The 14,042-nt window shown below is 68.0% G+C and carries 14 protein-coding genes; 7 read left to right on the top strand and 7 right to left on the bottom strand.

All coding sequences use genetic code 11. The features are described from left to right. The first annotated feature begins 4 nt into the window (after window positions 1-4). Both A7W11_RS15565 and phnN read left to right on the top strand, forming a co-directional pair. Complete coding sequence (locus A7W11_RS15565) at window positions 5-745, top strand: DUF1045 domain-containing protein (RefSeq protein ID WP_066414824.1); 741 nt, start codon at window positions 5-7, stop codon at window positions 743-745. Continuing rightward, the gene (phnN, locus tag A7W11_RS15560) at window positions 742-1,356 is read left to right on the top strand and encodes a phosphonate metabolism protein/1,5-bisphosphokinase (PRPP-forming) PhnN (protein WP_066414822.1); all 615 of its coding nucleotides are present in this window, start codon (window positions 742-744) and stop codon (window positions 1,354-1,356) included. The genes A7W11_RS15565 and phnN overlap by 4 nt, the downstream gene beginning before the upstream one ends. 429 nt (window positions 1,357-1,785) lie before the next feature. On the opposite strand, the gene phnE is transcribed toward phnN, so the two are convergent. From phnE to A7W11_RS15530, 6 genes are all read right to left on the bottom strand, one after another. Beyond that, window positions 1,786-2,541 carry a phosphonate ABC transporter, permease protein PhnE gene (gene phnE / locus A7W11_RS15555; protein WP_066416041.1) on the bottom strand — a complete coding sequence of 252 codons (756 nt, stop codon included), beginning with the start codon at window positions 2,539-2,541 and terminating at the stop codon, window positions 1,786-1,788. 162 nt (window positions 2,542-2,703) lie between these two features. Then, window positions 2,704-3,690 (bottom strand): phosphonate ABC transporter substrate-binding protein, encoded by a 987-nt coding sequence (gene phnD / locus A7W11_RS15550; RefSeq protein ID WP_066414819.1) that lies wholly within the window; start codon window positions 3,688-3,690, stop codon window positions 2,704-2,706. Window positions 3,691-3,736: 46 nt separating this feature from the next. Further along, entirely contained in the window at window positions 3,737-4,576 is an 840-nt protein-coding gene (gene phnC / locus A7W11_RS15545) for a phosphonate ABC transporter ATP-binding protein (protein ID WP_066414816.1), read from the bottom strand. A 164-nt stretch (window positions 4,577-4,740) separates the two neighbouring features. Further along, the gene (locus A7W11_RS15540) at window positions 4,741-5,730 is read right to left on the bottom strand and encodes a Bug family tripartite tricarboxylate transporter substrate binding protein (RefSeq protein WP_066414809.1); all 990 of its coding nucleotides are present in this window, start codon (window positions 5,728-5,730) and stop codon (window positions 4,741-4,743) included. Window positions 5,731-6,014: 284 nt separating this feature from the next. Next, a complete protein-coding gene (locus A7W11_RS15535; RefSeq protein ID WP_066414806.1) occupies window positions 6,015-7,004 on the bottom strand; it encodes a Bug family tripartite tricarboxylate transporter substrate binding protein in 990 nt (329 codons plus the stop codon). Between the two features lie 68 nt (window positions 7,005-7,072). Further along, window positions 7,073-8,515, bottom strand: coding sequence for a CoA transferase (locus tag A7W11_RS15530; protein ID WP_066414805.1), 1,443 nt, complete (start codon window positions 8,513-8,515; stop codon window positions 7,073-7,075). A gap of 109 nt (window positions 8,516-8,624) precedes the next feature. Between A7W11_RS15530 and A7W11_RS15525 the strand changes: the two genes are divergently transcribed. Both A7W11_RS15525 and A7W11_RS15520 read left to right on the top strand, forming a co-directional pair. Next, a complete protein-coding gene (locus A7W11_RS15525) occupies window positions 8,625-9,536 on the top strand; it encodes a LysR family transcriptional regulator (protein WP_066414804.1) in 912 nt (303 codons plus the stop codon). A gap of 110 nt (window positions 9,537-9,646) precedes the next feature. Continuing rightward, the gene (locus A7W11_RS15520; protein WP_066414803.1) at window positions 9,647-10,426 is read left to right on the top strand and encodes an SIR2 family NAD-dependent protein deacylase; all 780 of its coding nucleotides are present in this window, start codon (window positions 9,647-9,649) and stop codon (window positions 10,424-10,426) included. A gap of 16 nt (window positions 10,427-10,442) precedes the next feature. On the opposite strand, the gene A7W11_RS15515 is transcribed toward A7W11_RS15520, so the two are convergent. Further along, the gene (locus tag A7W11_RS15515) at window positions 10,443-11,039 is read right to left on the bottom strand and encodes a TetR/AcrR family transcriptional regulator (protein WP_066414801.1); all 597 of its coding nucleotides are present in this window, start codon (window positions 11,037-11,039) and stop codon (window positions 10,443-10,445) included. A 185-nt stretch (window positions 11,040-11,224) separates the two neighbouring features. On the opposite strand from A7W11_RS15515, the gene A7W11_RS15510 reads away from it, so the two are divergent. From A7W11_RS15510 to A7W11_RS15500, 3 genes are all read left to right on the top strand, one after another. Beyond that, window positions 11,225-12,205: a Bug family tripartite tricarboxylate transporter substrate binding protein gene (locus A7W11_RS15510; protein ID WP_066414799.1), complete on the top strand. Its 981-nt coding sequence runs from the start codon at window positions 11,225-11,227 to the stop codon at window positions 12,203-12,205. 31 nt (window positions 12,206-12,236) lie between these two features. After that, the gene (locus A7W11_RS15505; RefSeq protein WP_066414788.1) at window positions 12,237-13,199 is read left to right on the top strand and encodes a Bug family tripartite tricarboxylate transporter substrate binding protein; all 963 of its coding nucleotides are present in this window, start codon (window positions 12,237-12,239) and stop codon (window positions 13,197-13,199) included. A 66-nt stretch (window positions 13,200-13,265) separates the two neighbouring features. Then, a complete protein-coding gene (locus tag A7W11_RS15500; RefSeq protein ID WP_066414782.1) occupies window positions 13,266-14,042 on the top strand; it encodes an enoyl-CoA hydratase/isomerase family protein in 777 nt (258 codons plus the stop codon).

Here is a 14,042-nt window from a genome sequence, read left to right as displayed (position 1 = left end):
CGCCATGCCGCTGGCCTATCGATACGCGCTGTACCTGGCGCCGGCCGAGCCCTGGCGCCGCGCCGGCGCGCAGTGGCTGGGCCGCTGCCCCGACACGGGCATCCTGGTGCCGCCCGCGGCCGACGCCGATCCGCGCCAGCCCGATTGGACGGCCGCGCCGCGCCACTACGGCCTGCATGCCACGCTGAAACCGCCGTTCCGCCTGCGCGCGGGCCGCACTCCCGAAAGCCTGGACGATGCCGTGCTGTGCCTGGCGGCCATCGCCGAGCCGTTCTCGGTGCGGTTGGAATGCCAGGCCCTGCGCGGCTTCCTGGCCTGGCGCCTGGCGGGCGACGCGCTCGAGCAGGCGCCGATGCTTTCGCTGGCGGCCGAATCGGTACGCCAACTGGACGACTGGCGCGCGCCGCCCACCGAAGCAGAACTGGCTCGCCGCCGCAGATCGCCGTTGAGCCCGCAGCACGAAGCCATGCTGGCGCGTTGGGGCTATCCGTACGTGTTCGAGCACTTCGTCTTCCACATCACGCTGACGGGCATGCTGGAAGGCGCCGAGATGCAGGACGCCCAGGCGCGCATACGCGCCTTCAGCGATCCGCTGTGCCGGGCGCCCATGCCGGTCCGGGACATCAGCCTGTACGTGCAGCCCGAGCCCGACGCGCCGTTCCTGGTGGCGCGGCATTACGGCTTCGACGGCACGGTGGCCGACGGCGCCGCCGCCGACTACCTGCAAGGCCCGGCCGCGCCATGAGCACGGACAGGTCGCCCGCCCGTAACGACGGCGCCCGCCTGATCTATCTGATGGGCCCGTCGGGCAGCGGCAAGGATACGTTGCTGCGCCTGCTGCGGGCTTCGCTCGGCCTGGCCGATCCGGTCTGGATCGCGCAGCGCTACATCACGCGCCCCAGCAGCGCGGACGAAGGCTCGATCGAGCTTTCCGAAGATCACTACGCCCGCATGGCCGCCGCCGGCGGCTTCGCGCTGCACTGGCGCAGCCACGGGTTCGGCTACGGCATCGGGGCGCGGCTCGACAACTATCTGGCCGAGGGGCGCGTCGTGGTGGTGAACGGGGCGCGCCGCTGCCTGCCGCAGGCATGCGCACGCTATCCGGCGTTGCAGGCGGTGCAGATCACGGTGGATGCATCGGTGCTGCTGGAGCGGTTGCAGCGGCGAGGAAGGGAGGACGCCGTGCAGATCGCAGGGCGTCTGGCCGACGCGGGGATGCCTTTGGATCTGCCCGCAGGCGTCACGCTGCATCGGATCGGGAACAATGATGTTCCTGAAAAGGCCGCGGGGGAGTTGATGGCGTTGGTTCGTAGGCTGATGGCGGGGCCAGGTGTGGTGGGAGATTTGAGTTCTTGAGGCGTCCTTGGCGGGGCTTGGGGCAGCCGCGCCGGCCAAGTCGGTTGGCTCGGGCGCGCCACCAGGCGCCCTCGGCCCCGCTACGCGGGGCTTCCCGCCCTCCAATTGGCCGTCACGGCTGCCCCAAGCCCCGCCAAGGACTCACTGCAATGTATCTCGTACGTCCGCAATCACCGTGACGCTGATTCGCGAATGGGTGCGACGGCGAATTGGCAGGTAGCCTCGCGGCATTCCGGATGCACGCTATTTCATCGTGGGGGGAGGGGAAGGGTTTTCAACCCGCCGAATGACGTCTCTGATAGCCGCAGATGTACCGGAGAAGTCGCGCCCGCAGCGCGAAAGCGCGAGGACGAGACTTCGCAGGTGCGGCTGCGGCGGCCAGAAGAACGCCACCCGCCGCATGAAGACAGAAGCCACTCGCAAAAAGAATCAGATAAACGCCTTCCGGATCCGCGAAGACAGCATGTCCGTCACGATCACGAAGCCGATGATGATGAGCATCACCGCGCACGTCTGTGCGTACTGGAAGCTGCGGATGATCTCCCACAGCACCATGCCGATGCCGCCGGCGCCCACGATGCCCACCACCGAGGCCGAGCGGACGTTCGATTCGAACCGGTACAGCGAGTAGGAGATCCACAGCGGCATCACCTGCGGAATCACGCCGTAGACGATTTCTTCCAGCGCATTGGCGCCCGTGGCGCGCACGCCCTCGACCGGTCGGGGGTCGATGGCTTCCACGGCTTCGGCGAACAGCTTGGCCAGGACGCCCGTGGTGTGCACCCACAGGGCGAGGACGCCCGCGAACGGGCCCAGGCCCACCGCCACGATGAACAGCATGGCGAAGACCATTTCGTTGATGGCGCGGCAGGCGTCCATCAGGCGGCGCATGGGCTGGTAGATCCAGGGGGGAACGATGTTCGACGAGCACATCAGGCCGGCCGGGACGGCGACGACGATGGCCAGGAAGGTGCCCCACAGCGCGATCTGCACCGTGACCAGCATTTCCGAGAGGTAGTTGCGCCAGTCGCGGAAATCGGGAGGGAAGAAGTCCGCGGCGAACTGGCCCATGTTGCCGCTGTCGCGCAGCAGGTCCAGGGGGCGCATGTCCGCGCCTTGCCAGGACAGGCCCAGCAGCAGGAAGACGGCGGCCCAGGCCAGCAGCGTGGAGATCGGCGTACGCAGTTGTGCGGACGGCGCGGCGGCGGGGGTGAGGGATTGGCTCAAGAGCGGGCTCGCGGGGCAGGTATGCCGGGCGGGCGCATGGTCCCGCCCGGCGGTGTTCTGTTGAGGGTGTCGAGGTCAAGCAGCAGGCGGTCCATCGCACGATGGACCGCGCTGCAGGACTTACTGCTTCGCCAGGGCGGCGGCCTGCTTGTCCAGGGCGTCCAGCTTGGCGTCGATCTCGGCGATGCGCTTCTGCTTGTCGTCGGCCGACAGGTTGGCGTCGTTCTCCAGGCGGCCGCGCGCGCCGGCCAGGTCCATCTGGCGGATGGGGATCAACTGGTTGTTGTCCGATACGCGGAAGCCCTTGTAGGTCAGGCGTTTCAGGTTCTCCAGTTCCTCCTGCGAACCCTTGCCGTAGTTGACGAAGAAGCCGCGGATCTTCTGCTTCAGCTCGGGCGGCAGGTCGCTGCGGTACACCAGCGGATCGGCCGGGATCAGCGGCGATTTCCACAGCACGCGCACGTCGTCCATGGCGTTCTTGCCGGTGGACAGGCGGTAGCGTTCGACGGCCTCGGTGTTGGTGATGGCCACGTCCGTCTGCTTGTTGATCACCGACAGCAGGTTGGTCTCGTGGTTGGCGATGCGTACGTTCTTGAACAGCGTCTTGGGCTCGACCTTGTTGGCCAGCCACAGGTAGAAATTCGGCACGGCGGTGCCCGAGGTCGAGTTCGGGTCGCCAGCGCCGTAGCTCAGCGTCTTGCCGTTCTCGATGACGTCCTGCACGCTTTGCAGCGGGCTGCTTTTGTGGGTCAGCAGCAGCGACCAGTAGCCGGGGTTGCCGTCCTTGTCGATCACCGCGGCGAACACTTCGCCCTGGGCGCGGTCCACGGCCTCGATGGCCGACTTGTTGCCGTACCAGGCCATCTGCACCTTGTTGAAGCGCATGCCTTCGATGATGCCGGCGTAGTCCGAGGCGAAGAACGGCTTGACCGGCACGCCGATCGCGCGGCTCAGGTCGCTGATGACGGGACCCCAGGCGGATTTCAGGTTGGTCGACGATTCGGTCGAGATGATGCCGAAGTTCAGCGTCCTGGCGTCCTGCGCCAGGGCGGGGGCGCTGAGCACGACGGCGCTGGCGAAGAGGGCGGAAAGGGTCTTGACGAACATGAAGGCTCCGATCAGGGAGTGCAGGGGGAAAGCAACGAAAGAGGGCTCAGACGGCGGCGTCCAGCGCCACCTGCAGGCCGCGGGCGCGCACGGGCGCGGCTGCGGGCGCCGAGCCGCGCAGTTCGGCCAGGTCCGCGCCGTACAGCGCCTGCTGCATGGCGGGCGTCAGTGCCGAAGCGGGGCCGTCGTACACCACGCGGCCATGCCGCAGCGCGACCACGCGCGGGCAGTAGCGCAGCGCCACGTCGACCTGGTGCAGCGACACCACGACGGCCACCTGGCGGGTGCGGTTGATATGGGCCAGCGTGTCCATCACGCGGCGCGAGGATTCGGGATCGAGCGAGGCGATGGGCTCGTCGGCCAGGATGACGCGGGCGTTCTGCACCAGCGTGCGGGCGATGGCCGCGCGTTGCTGCTGGCCGCCCGACAGCGTGGAGGCGCGCTGGAAGGCGTAGCCGTCTATACCAACCTGGGCCAAGGCGTCCATGCCGGCGGCCACTTCATGGCGCGTGAAGGTGCGCGTCAGGCTGCGCCACAGCGGCACGCGCGGCAGCAGGCCGGTCAGCACGTTGGTGATGACGGGAAGGCGGCCCACCAGATTGAATTGCTGGAAAACGAAGCCGATGCCGGCGCGCGAGCGGCGCACCGAGCGGCTGATGCGGCCATCGCGCTGGATCAGCTCGCCGTTGACGTGGACTTCGCCCGTGCCGCGGTCGCCCGGCACGAAGCCGGCCAGGTGGCGCAGCAGGGTGGACTTGCCCGAGCCCGACGCGCCCAGCAGCGCGACCATCTCGCCGGGCGCGACACGCAGGTCGACGTTGTCCAGCGCCTTGCTGCCCGGCTTGAACGTCTTGGACAATCCGCGTACGTCGATGGCATCGGTCATGAGGGTCTCCCGCTTGAGATGGCTGGCGGAAGTATGGGCACCGCAAATGACCGGCCCATGAAGCAGGATCGTAAAAAACCGATGGTAAGTAAAGAAAAGGGACGGAGATGTGTCATGAAACCGACATCTATCGCCGCCCCTCGGGGTGTTTGCCGTTCAGGCGATCACTGCGGCTGCACGTTGAATTCCTTCACGACGCCGCCCCACACCTCGCGCTCCTGCGCGATGGCCTTGCGGAAGTCCTCGGCGCTGGTGTAGTGCAGTTCGGCGCCTTGCTGCGCCAATGCGGACTTCAGGTCGGGTTGGGCCAGCACCTTCTGCAGCGCGCGGGCGATGGTCTGCACGGCCTCCGGCGGCGTGCCCTTGGGCGCCACGAAGCCGAACAGGTTGTCGGCCGCCACGCCCTGCACGCCGGCTTCGGCCAGCGTGGGCACGTCGGGCAGCAGGGACACCCGCGTCTTCGAGGCCACTGCCAGGTACTTCAGCTTGCCGCCCGTCACCAGCGGCATGGACGACGGCAGGCTGTCGAACATCATGGCGGAACTGCCGCTGGCCACGTCGGGCAGGGCCTCGACGCTGCCCTTGTACGGAATGTGCACCATCTTCAACCCCGCCTTGGCCGCGAACAGCTCGGATTCCAGGTGCGACAGCGTGCCCGTGCCCTGCGAAGCGAAATTGTATTTGCCGGGCGAGGATTTCACGTAGGACACCAGGCCAGCCACGTCGTTGATGCCCAGCGAGGTGGGCACCACCAGTGCGTGCGGCACGGCGCCCACGCCGGCGATCGGCACGAAATCGGTTTCCAGGTCGGCCTTCCAGTCCTTGTAGATGGCACGGGCGATCTGCACGTTGGTGACTGCCGCCAGGTACAGGGTGTAGCCGTCGGCGGGCGCGCGCGCCGCGGCCACCAGGCCGATGGCGCCGCCGGCGCCGGGGCGGTTCTGCACCACGACCGACTGGTTCAGTTCGGCCGACAGCTTCTGGCCGACCGCGCGTGCCAGCACGTCGGTGGCGCCGGCCGGCGGGAACGAGATGATCACCTGGATGGGCTTTTCGGGATAGGCCGCGTGCACGGCGGGCGCAATGCCCAGGCCGGCCAGCAGCAGCAGTGCGCCCAGGCGCCGGAAGGATCGAAAAGCGGGTGCAGCGTTCATGCGAGGAATTCCCTTGGAGTGTGGTTGTTGTCCAGCGCGGTGTCCCAAGGATCCGCAGGCAGGTTTCGCCATGCGACGGATCGATGGGGCACTCCACTGGCGTGCTGTCTCCACGCCCTCCGGGGAATCGGCAGCGGGGTCTCGGACCCGGCCCGCCGCGGGTCTGCGCCCGCTGGCCCTGCGCGCAGCCGCGCACAGGACACTGAAAGATACGCCGCCGGCCGGGCGGGATCAATCGACTCTGTTTGTCGCTGCCGCAAACAGAATTGATGGATCGCCGCCGCTCACTGCGCCTTCAGCCCCAGCCGCTCGATGGTGCCGGTCCAGCGCTTGAATTCGTCCGCGATGTGCGCCTTGCATTGCGCGGGCGACAGGTTCATGGGTTCCGCGCCCTGGAAGTCCAGGCTTTCCTTCACCTTGGGATCCTTGATCGCGATCTGGATCGCCTGGTCCAGCCGGGCCAGGATGGCGGGCGGGGTGCCCTTGGGCGCGGCCAGCACCTGCGCGGTGGCGGCGTCGAAGCCCTTGAGTTCGGGCACGCTTTCGCTCAGCGAGGGCACCTTGGGCAAGGCGGACGACCGGTGGTCGGATGTCACCGCGAGGGCCCGCACCTGGCCATTCTGGATGAACGGCATGGCGCTGTTGAACGAGCCCGAATACATGAAGTTGACGTTGCCGGCCGCCAGGTCCGTCAGCGCCGGCCCGTTGCCCTTGTAGGGCACGTGCTGGAAGGTCAAGCCCAGCCTGGCCGCCACGTCCATCGCCACCAGATGGTCGACCGAGCCGTTGCCCGACGAGCCCAGGAAGAATCTGGTCGGATCCGCCTTCATGGCCTGGTACAGCGCCTGCGGGCTGTCGGCCGTGTTCTTTTTGGACACCAGCAGGATCATCGGCACCGCCACCGAGCAACTGGCCACGTCGAAGGCCTTGGTCGGATCCAGGTCGACGCGGTTGAACAGAGCGGGCGCGGTGGTCAGCGACGAGGTGCCGTACAGCAGCGTGTAGCCGTCGGGTTTGGCGCGCACCAGGTCCTGTGTGCCGATGTTGCCGCCCGCGCCGGGACGGTTCTCGATCACGATGGGCGTCTTCAGCTCTTCGGAGACGCGCTTGAACAGCACCCGCCCGATGGCGTCGGTGGGGCCGCCGGGCGCGAAGCCGATGATCAGCGTGATGGGCTTGCTGGGATAGGTGTCGGCGGCGCGGGCGGGCAGGGCGCCCGCCGCCAGCCCGGCCAAGGCCAGGGCCAGGGCCAGCACGGCGTGCTTGTGGGTCATGATGTCGTCTCCTCTGTTGGTGCTTCTCGCGGCTTGGTGCCGCTGTGTCGTCGTTCAGGCTGCGGCGGTCAGGCCTCGCGTCCCAGGTTGTCCAGCCAGACCGGAAGATGCGCGCCGTTGGGGGCGGGCGGCAGGCTCCAATGGGCGCGCGTGCGCGAGAACTGGGCCACCGGCGGCAACTGCTGCAGCGGCCCATAGGCGGACGGCCGCGTCTCCAGCAGCGGCGCCAGACCTTCCGCGAAATGCCGGCGTTCCTCGCGCGGCTCGAAACCGGGTTCCAGGCCCAGGCGCTGCACCCACATCGAGGTCTGCGTCAGCGACACCTTCACGTGATAGCTGCCGCCTTCGGTGGCGCGGCGGATCAGCGCCAGCATCGCCCCGGCCGCGCCCAGATAGCCCGTCAGGTAGTCGTTCAGCAGATAGGTGGGCACCACGCGCGGGCGGCCGCCCGCCGCCTCGGCCATCGCGATGCCGCTGACCACCTGGCCCAGCTGCTCGAAGCCGCCGCGGCGCTGCCACGGCCCCGCGTCGCCGAACGCGCTGACGCTGACGTACACCACGCCGGGACGCAGCGCGGCGGCGTCTTCCGGTCCCAGGCCACGCCTGGCCAGGCTGCCGGGCCGCCACGACTGCACCACCACGTCCGCGCCGCTGACCAGCTCGCGGGCACGCAGGCGGTCTTCCTCGCGGTCCAGGTCCAGGAAGGCCGAGCGCTTGCCGATGTTGGTGTCTACCGTCTGGCGAAACGGATCCTGCATGGCGGGCGGTGCGATGCGCAGCACCTCGGCGCCGTGTTCCGCCAGGGAGCGCGCCACCACCGGACCGGCGATGACGTGGCCCAGGTCCAGCACGCGCAGGCCGTCCAGCGGGCGGTTCCGGGCTTGCGCCGGCTCGGGTTCGCCGTCGGCGATCTTGATGACTTCCACCACGGGCAGCCGGGCGAGCAGCTCGCCCTGCGGATGCGCGAGCCATTCTTTCGTCGTGCGCGCATAGACGCCGGGCAGGCGGCGTTCCTCGAAGGCCGCTTCCAGCGCATCGCCTTCCCAGCGCCCGATGCCCTTGGCCAGCGCGGCCGGGTTGTTGGCGCAGTCCAGCAGGTCCAGCACGCCGTCGCGCAGGTGCGGGTACGAACCAATCGGGAAGAACCAGCGGTCGTCGGCGGTGCGGTAGAAGTCGGCCTTCAATTCCGTCAGCAACGACAGCGCGGGCAGGCTGTAGCCGCTCTGGGTCTGGAAGTGGCCGGGATTGAGCGAACTGGCCGCCTGCATCCAGTCGATGCCCACGTTCTGGCGCTGGCCGGTGGCCAGGTGCCACCATTTCTCGACCGCCAGGGCATACGCGCCGATGGCGGCGCCAGCGGACAGCGTGAGCCGGTGCGGCGAGTCGAAGGCGGGCGCGCTGCCGTAGAAGCGCAAGCGGCTGGAAGGCGATTCTTTCCAGGGCACCTGCGCGCCCAGGATGTCGGCGATGGCCTGATAGGCGTGTTCGGGCTTGGGATGGGATGCATCCATCTTGCTTGTCTCCGTCGTTGTGGTGTCGTGCTTTTGAAATCAGTCTATAAAGCGGCTAAAACCTCGTCCAACATATAATTTCTCGGTCTGTAAGACGAAAAACATCTTTATGTTGAACAGCCGACTGCTCAAGCAATTCATCGCCGTGGCCGAGGAACTGCACTACGGCCGCGCCGCCGTGCGCGTCGGCATCGCGCAGTCACCGCTCAGCCAGGCCATCCAGAAACTCGAGGCGCAGGTCGGCACGCCGCTGTTCGTGCGCAACAAGCGTTCGGTCGCGCTGACGCCCGCGGGCAAGGTTTTCCTGGAAGAGGCCTACCAGTGGCTGCGCTACGAGCAGGTCGCGCTGCAGCGCACGCTGGGCGCGGCGGGCGGCGGGGCGGGGCAGTTGTCGGTGGGCTTCATCGGCAGCGTGGGCTATGGCTTCATGCCCGAGCTGATCAGCCGCTTCCGTCACGACTATCCGCAGGTGCGGCTGCGGCTGTCCGAGATGACGACCAAGGATCAGCTGGAACAGTTGCGCGGCCGTGCGCTGGACGTGGGCCTGCTGCGCACGCCGTTGCCCGTCGAGGCGCCGCAGATCGAGACCCGGCCGTATCAGCGCGACGTGCTGATGGTGGCGCTGTCCAGGAGCCATCCCCTGGCGGGACGGGCCAGCATCGAACTGAAGCAGTTGGCGGGCGAGTCCTTCGTGGCGTTCTCGCGCGAGAAGGTCCCGGCGGCGCATGCGCAGTTGATCGCGGCGTGCGCCACGGCGGGTTTCTATCCGGCCATCGAGCAGGAGTGCTCGCAGATCGCCAGCGTGATCTGCGTGATCGCCGCGGGCCTGACGGTGGCGCTGGTGTCGGGCAACCTGACCTCGCTGATCCATCCCAAGGTGCAGTACGTGCCGCTGGCGGATCGGTTGCCGCTGCTGGAGCAGGAAGTGGCGATCGCATGGCGCAGGAATGACGACAATCCGGCGCTGGCGTCTTTTCTGGACGTGGCGCGGCAGTTGGAGAATCCATCGCCGCTGCGTTGATCCGCTTGCCGCCGCGTCCCATGGCGACCCGCACTGCGGCGGCATGGGAAACTGTCAGCGCGATCCGGTGTCCATGTAGTTGGACTGGGCACCGCAGACATGGATATCCGATGAGCATTGCCGATTTTCCCGACGCGCTGGTCGACATGCTGCGCCGCGCCTCCAACGTGGTCTTCCTGACGGGCGCGGGCGTGTCCGCCGAAAGCGGCATCCCCACTTTTCGAGACCCGATGACGGGCCTGTGGGCGCAGTACGACCCCATGTCGCTGGCCTGCGCGCAGGCGTACCGCCGTGACCGCGAACTGGTCTGGGGCTGGTACGAATGGCGCCGCATGGGGGTGCTGCGCGCGCGGCCCAATGGCGCGCACCTCGCCATCGCGGCCATGGCCACGCGGGTGCCGAACGCCACGGTGGTCACGCAGAACGTGGATGATCTTCACGAACGGGCGGGCAGCCGCGGCGTGCTGCATCTGCATGGCCGCCTGGACCGGCCGTTCTGCTTCGACTGCCGGCGCGATCACACCTTCACGGCGGGCATTCCGGACGAGCCCGCGGGGGGCCGCCGCCTGGCGCCGCCGCGCTGCGCGCATTGCGGCGGCGCCATCCGGCCAGGCGTGGTGTGGTTCGGCGAGTCGCTGCCCGAGACCGAATGGGAAGCCGCGGTGCAGGCGTGCGACCAGAGCGACGTGCTGTTCAGTATCGGCACCTCGGCCGCCGTGCAGCCCGCGGCGGGGCTGTCGGCCCAGGCGGCCCGGCGCGGCGCCTGCGTGGTGCAGGTCAACCCGCAGCCCACGCCGCTCGATGGCGTCGTGAAGTACAACCTGGCCGGTCCGGCGGGGGAGATCCTGCCGGCGCTGTACGAGCGAGTGTGGGGGCGCGGGCCGGCATGAGCCGCGCGACCGGGCTTCAACCCCGAGGCATCTCGATCCCGTTCAGGAACATCCCCACGAAACAATCCATGATCTCCGGCGCCGTCTTCTCGCCATCCGGCCGGTACCAGCGCGACAGCTGATTCAGCGACGACAGCAGAAACTTGCTGGCCAGGCTGACGTTGGTATCGGGCCGGAACAGGCCTTGGCCCACGCCATCGCGGATCGCATCCTTCAGCAGGCCTTCGTACGCATCGCGCCATTCCAGCACCAGCGCGCGGTGTTCCGGGTTCTCTGACCGCCAGAACAGCAGCGATCCCGACACCCAACTGTCGTGGTATTGCTCGTAGTACGCCACCGACGAGCGCATGAACGCATACAGCCGGCCACGCGGCGTGCCGTCGCTGGCCAGCACGTCCTTCTGCACGTACTCGAACAGCACCCGCATGCCCGTGGCCACCAGACTGCGGTACAGCGTGTCCTTGTCCGGGAAGTGGTGATACAGCGCCGCCTTGGACACGCCGACCTCGGCCGCGATCATGTTCAGCGACGTGCCCTGATACCCGTGCCGCGCGAACAGGCGGCGGGCAACATCGATGATCTGGTCGTAGCGTCCGGGGTCCCGAGCGGTCATGGGCGGAAAGTCCTGTGTCGTAAAAGCCGAGGCCGATGATAAAGGGAAATCAGCGTTTGAATTTCCCGTGGAACGGCCTATCATCTGAACTTACCGACCGGTCGGTAAGATGTGTGAATCATCCGCCAGATCGACCGGAAAAACAAGTTTTGCCCAAGCAAAACAACCAGATAGGTGGAGACGACATGCGCAGCGGAACGCGAGTTTTGCTGGCGATGGGCGCTTGCTGCGCGCTGTTGGGGGCGATGCCGCCCGTACGCGCCGCAGAGCCTTTCCCCAGCCGGCAACCCATACGCCTGATCGTGCCGTTCGCCCCGGGCGGCGGCGCGGACGCGGCGGCCCGCGTGGTGGCGGTGCCCTGGGCGAAGGCCCTGGGCCAGTCCATCGTGGTCGAGAACCGGCCGGGGGCGGGCGGCACCCTGGGTGCGGGCTTCGTGGCCCAATCCAGGCCCGACGGCTACACGCTGCTGTTCACCACGCCGGGGCAGCAGATGACCGCGCCCTATCTGTTCAAGAACCTGCCGTACGACCCCTACAAGGGCCTGGTATCGGTGGGCAAGATGCTGGAAGGCGCCAACGTGCTGGTGGTCACCAAGAGCCTGCCCGTGAACAGCGTGCGCGAGCTGATCGATTACGCGAAAGCGCATCCCGGCAAGCTGGGCTTCGCCAGTTCGGGCGTGGGATCGACCAGCCATCTGGCGGGCGAACTGTTCAAGCAGGAAGCCGGCGTCGACATCTTCCACGTGCCGTACCGGGGCACGGGCCTGGCGCGCAACGACATCATCGGCGGGCAGGTGCCCATGACCATCGACACGCTAAGCGTCTACCTGCCGCAGATCCAGGCGGGCGAGGTGCGCGCCCTGGGCGTCTCGACCCTGCAGCGCAATCCGGCCGCGCCCGATATCCCGGCCATCGCCGACACGCTGCCCGGCTTCGAGGCCGCGCCCATCAACTACGTCACCGCGCCGGCGGGCACGCCGCCCGACGTGCTGGCGAAGCTGAACAGCACGCTGAACCAGGTGCTGGCCGACCCTCAGGTCAAGAAGAGCATCCCGCCCGGCACGGAGCTGGACGGCAGCACGCCGCAGGAAATGGACGCGCTGGTGACGTCGGAACAGAAGAAGTGGAAACGCCTGATCGACAACGCAGGCATCAAGCCCGAATAGCGGCAATCAAGCCGCACAGAGGAGACATCAGATGAGACAACTGCTGCGCGCCTGCGCGGTGGCCGCGGCGTTCGCGCTGCCGGCGGCCGTGGCGGCCGGCCCGAAGTACCCGAGCCAGCCGGTCACCATCATCGTGCCGTATGCGCCGGGCGGCGTGACCGACGTGTACGGCCGCGCCATCGGCGAGTACCTGGGACGGCAATGGAAGGTGCCGGTGATCGTGAAGAACGAGAGCGGCGGCGCCACCATGATAGGCACGCAGGCGGTGGCCCGCGCCGAGCCGGACGGCCTGACGATCCTGCTGACCAGCTATGCCTATACGTCGAACCCGATCCTGCGCCGCGACATGAGCTACGACAAGGACGCCCTGCGCCCCGTCATGCTGCTGGGCAACAGCCGCAACCTGCTGGTGACTTCCGGCAAGTCCGACCTGACGACGCTGGACGCGGTGCTGGCCAAGGCGCGCAAGTCGCCCGGCAATCTGCGGCTGGCCTCGTCGGGGATGGCGTCCAGCCCGCACATCGCCGCCGAGCTGTGGGCCCGGGCCGAGGGCGTGAAGATCACCCATGTGCCGTATCGCGGCACGTCGCCGGCCATGAACGACGTGTTCGCGGGCCAGGTGGATGGCATCTTCGACGGCGCCTCGGCCATGCCCAACGTGCGGGCCGGCCGGCTGCATGCGATCGCCATCGCCAGCGAACAGCGGCATCCCGGCGCGCCCGGCGTGCCCACTTTCCGCGAACTGGGCGTGGACCTGGTCTTCGGCAGCTGGTTCGGCTTCTTCGTGCCCAAGGACACGCCCGACGCCATCGTGAACCAGTTGAACACCGACCTGCGCCGGTCGCTGCAAGACCCCGGCACGCGCGCCGCCATCGACCGTACGTCCCTGCTGGTGGAGGGCGGCTCGCCGCAGGACTTCGCCAGGTTCCTGGATTTCGAGTCCGAACGGCTGAAGGCGCTGGTCAAGAGCGGCGCGGATCTCAGCACGCAATGACCGTGCATGACCCCATCCCTCGCCATCTTTCGTCCGCCTGCGCGGCGGCAACTTTTGGAGTCAACGATGTCCTTTGAATGCCTGCAAGTCGAACGCGAGGGCCACGTGGCCATCGTGTACCTGAACCGCGCCCCGGTGAACGCGCAGAACGCGCAGATGCGGGCGGAAATCATCCAAGTGTTCGACAGTTTCAACGATGACGACGACGTGCGTTGCGTGGTGCTGGCCAGCAAGCTGAAGGTGTTTTCGGCCGGCGCGGACGTGAGCGAGCGGCCGGCCATCAAGCAGAAGGGGCCGGGCGCCTACTGGCACCACAACCGCCTGGTGCGCGAATCGTCGCTGGCCATCGCCGAGTGCAACAAGCCCGTGATCGCCGCGGTGAACGGCGCGGCGCTGGGCGCGGGCTTCGGGCTGATGACGTCCTGCGACATCTGGGTCGCGTCCAACGAGGCCTATGTGTCCATGCCCGAGATCAACGTGGGCCTGGCGGGCGGCACGGCGCTGCTGCAGCGCGTGTTCGGCAAGTCGCGGGCGCGCCGCATGTTCTTCACCGGCATGAAGGTGTCGGCCGACGAGCTGTACCGCCTGGGCCTGGTCGAGGCCAGCCTGCCGCCCGACCAACTGATGCCCTATGTGATGGACCTGGCGCGCGAGATCGCCAGCAAGGCGCCCATCGCGCTGCGCTACGCGAAAGAGGCCTCGCAGGTGACGGCCTCCATGCCCCCGCGCGAGGGCTACCGCTTCGAGCAGAACATCACGGTCGCGCTGTCCAACACCGAGGACTCGCGCGAGGCCCAGAGCGCCTTCCTGGAAAAGCGCGCGCCCGTCTACAAGGGGCGTTGA

The sequence above is a fragment of the Bordetella ansorpii genome, assembly GCF_900078315.1.
Classification (GTDB): Bacteria; Pseudomonadota; Gammaproteobacteria; order Burkholderiales; family Burkholderiaceae_B; genus Bordetella; species Bordetella ansorpii.
Note: the sequence above shows the minus strand (reverse complement) of the source record. Positions and strands in the feature narration are given on the sequence as shown.

What these genes read in the sequence shown, in the direction of transcription:
- A7W11_RS15565 (WP_066414824.1), top strand. Translation starts at nt 5, where the DNA reads ATGCCGCTGGCCTATCGATACGCGCTGTACCTGGCGCCGGCCGAGCCC.
- phnN (WP_066414822.1), top strand. Translation starts at nt 742, where the DNA reads ATGAGCACGGACAGGTCGCCCGCCCGTAACGACGGCGCCCGCCTGATC.
- phnD (WP_066414819.1), bottom strand. Translation starts at nt 3,690, where the DNA reads ATGTTCGTCAAGACCCTTTCCGCCCTCTTCGCCAGCGCCGTCGTGCTC.
- phnC (WP_066414816.1), bottom strand. Translation starts at nt 4,576, where the DNA reads ATGACCGATGCCATCGACGTACGCGGATTGTCCAAGACGTTCAAGCCG.
- A7W11_RS15540 (WP_066414809.1), bottom strand. Translation starts at nt 5,730, where the DNA reads ATGAACGCTGCACCCGCTTTTCGATCCTTCCGGCGCCTGGGCGCACTG.
- A7W11_RS15535 (WP_066414806.1), bottom strand. Translation starts at nt 7,004, where the DNA reads ATGACCCACAAGCACGCCGTGCTGGCCCTGGCCCTGGCCTTGGCCGGG.
- A7W11_RS15530 (WP_066414805.1), bottom strand. Translation starts at nt 8,515, where the DNA reads ATGGATGCATCCCATCCCAAGCCCGAACACGCCTATCAGGCCATCGCC.
- A7W11_RS15525 (WP_066414804.1), top strand. Translation starts at nt 8,625, where the DNA reads ATGTTGAACAGCCGACTGCTCAAGCAATTCATCGCCGTGGCCGAGGAA.
- A7W11_RS15520 (WP_066414803.1), top strand. Translation starts at nt 9,647, where the DNA reads ATGAGCATTGCCGATTTTCCCGACGCGCTGGTCGACATGCTGCGCCGC.
- A7W11_RS15515 (WP_066414801.1), bottom strand. Translation starts at nt 11,039, where the DNA reads ATGACCGCTCGGGACCCCGGACGCTACGACCAGATCATCGATGTTGCC.
- A7W11_RS15510 (WP_066414799.1), top strand. Translation starts at nt 11,225, where the DNA reads ATGCGCAGCGGAACGCGAGTTTTGCTGGCGATGGGCGCTTGCTGCGCG.
- A7W11_RS15505 (WP_066414788.1), top strand. Translation starts at nt 12,237, where the DNA reads ATGAGACAACTGCTGCGCGCCTGCGCGGTGGCCGCGGCGTTCGCGCTG.
- A7W11_RS15500 (WP_066414782.1), top strand. Translation starts at nt 13,266, where the DNA reads ATGTCCTTTGAATGCCTGCAAGTCGAACGCGAGGGCCACGTGGCCATC.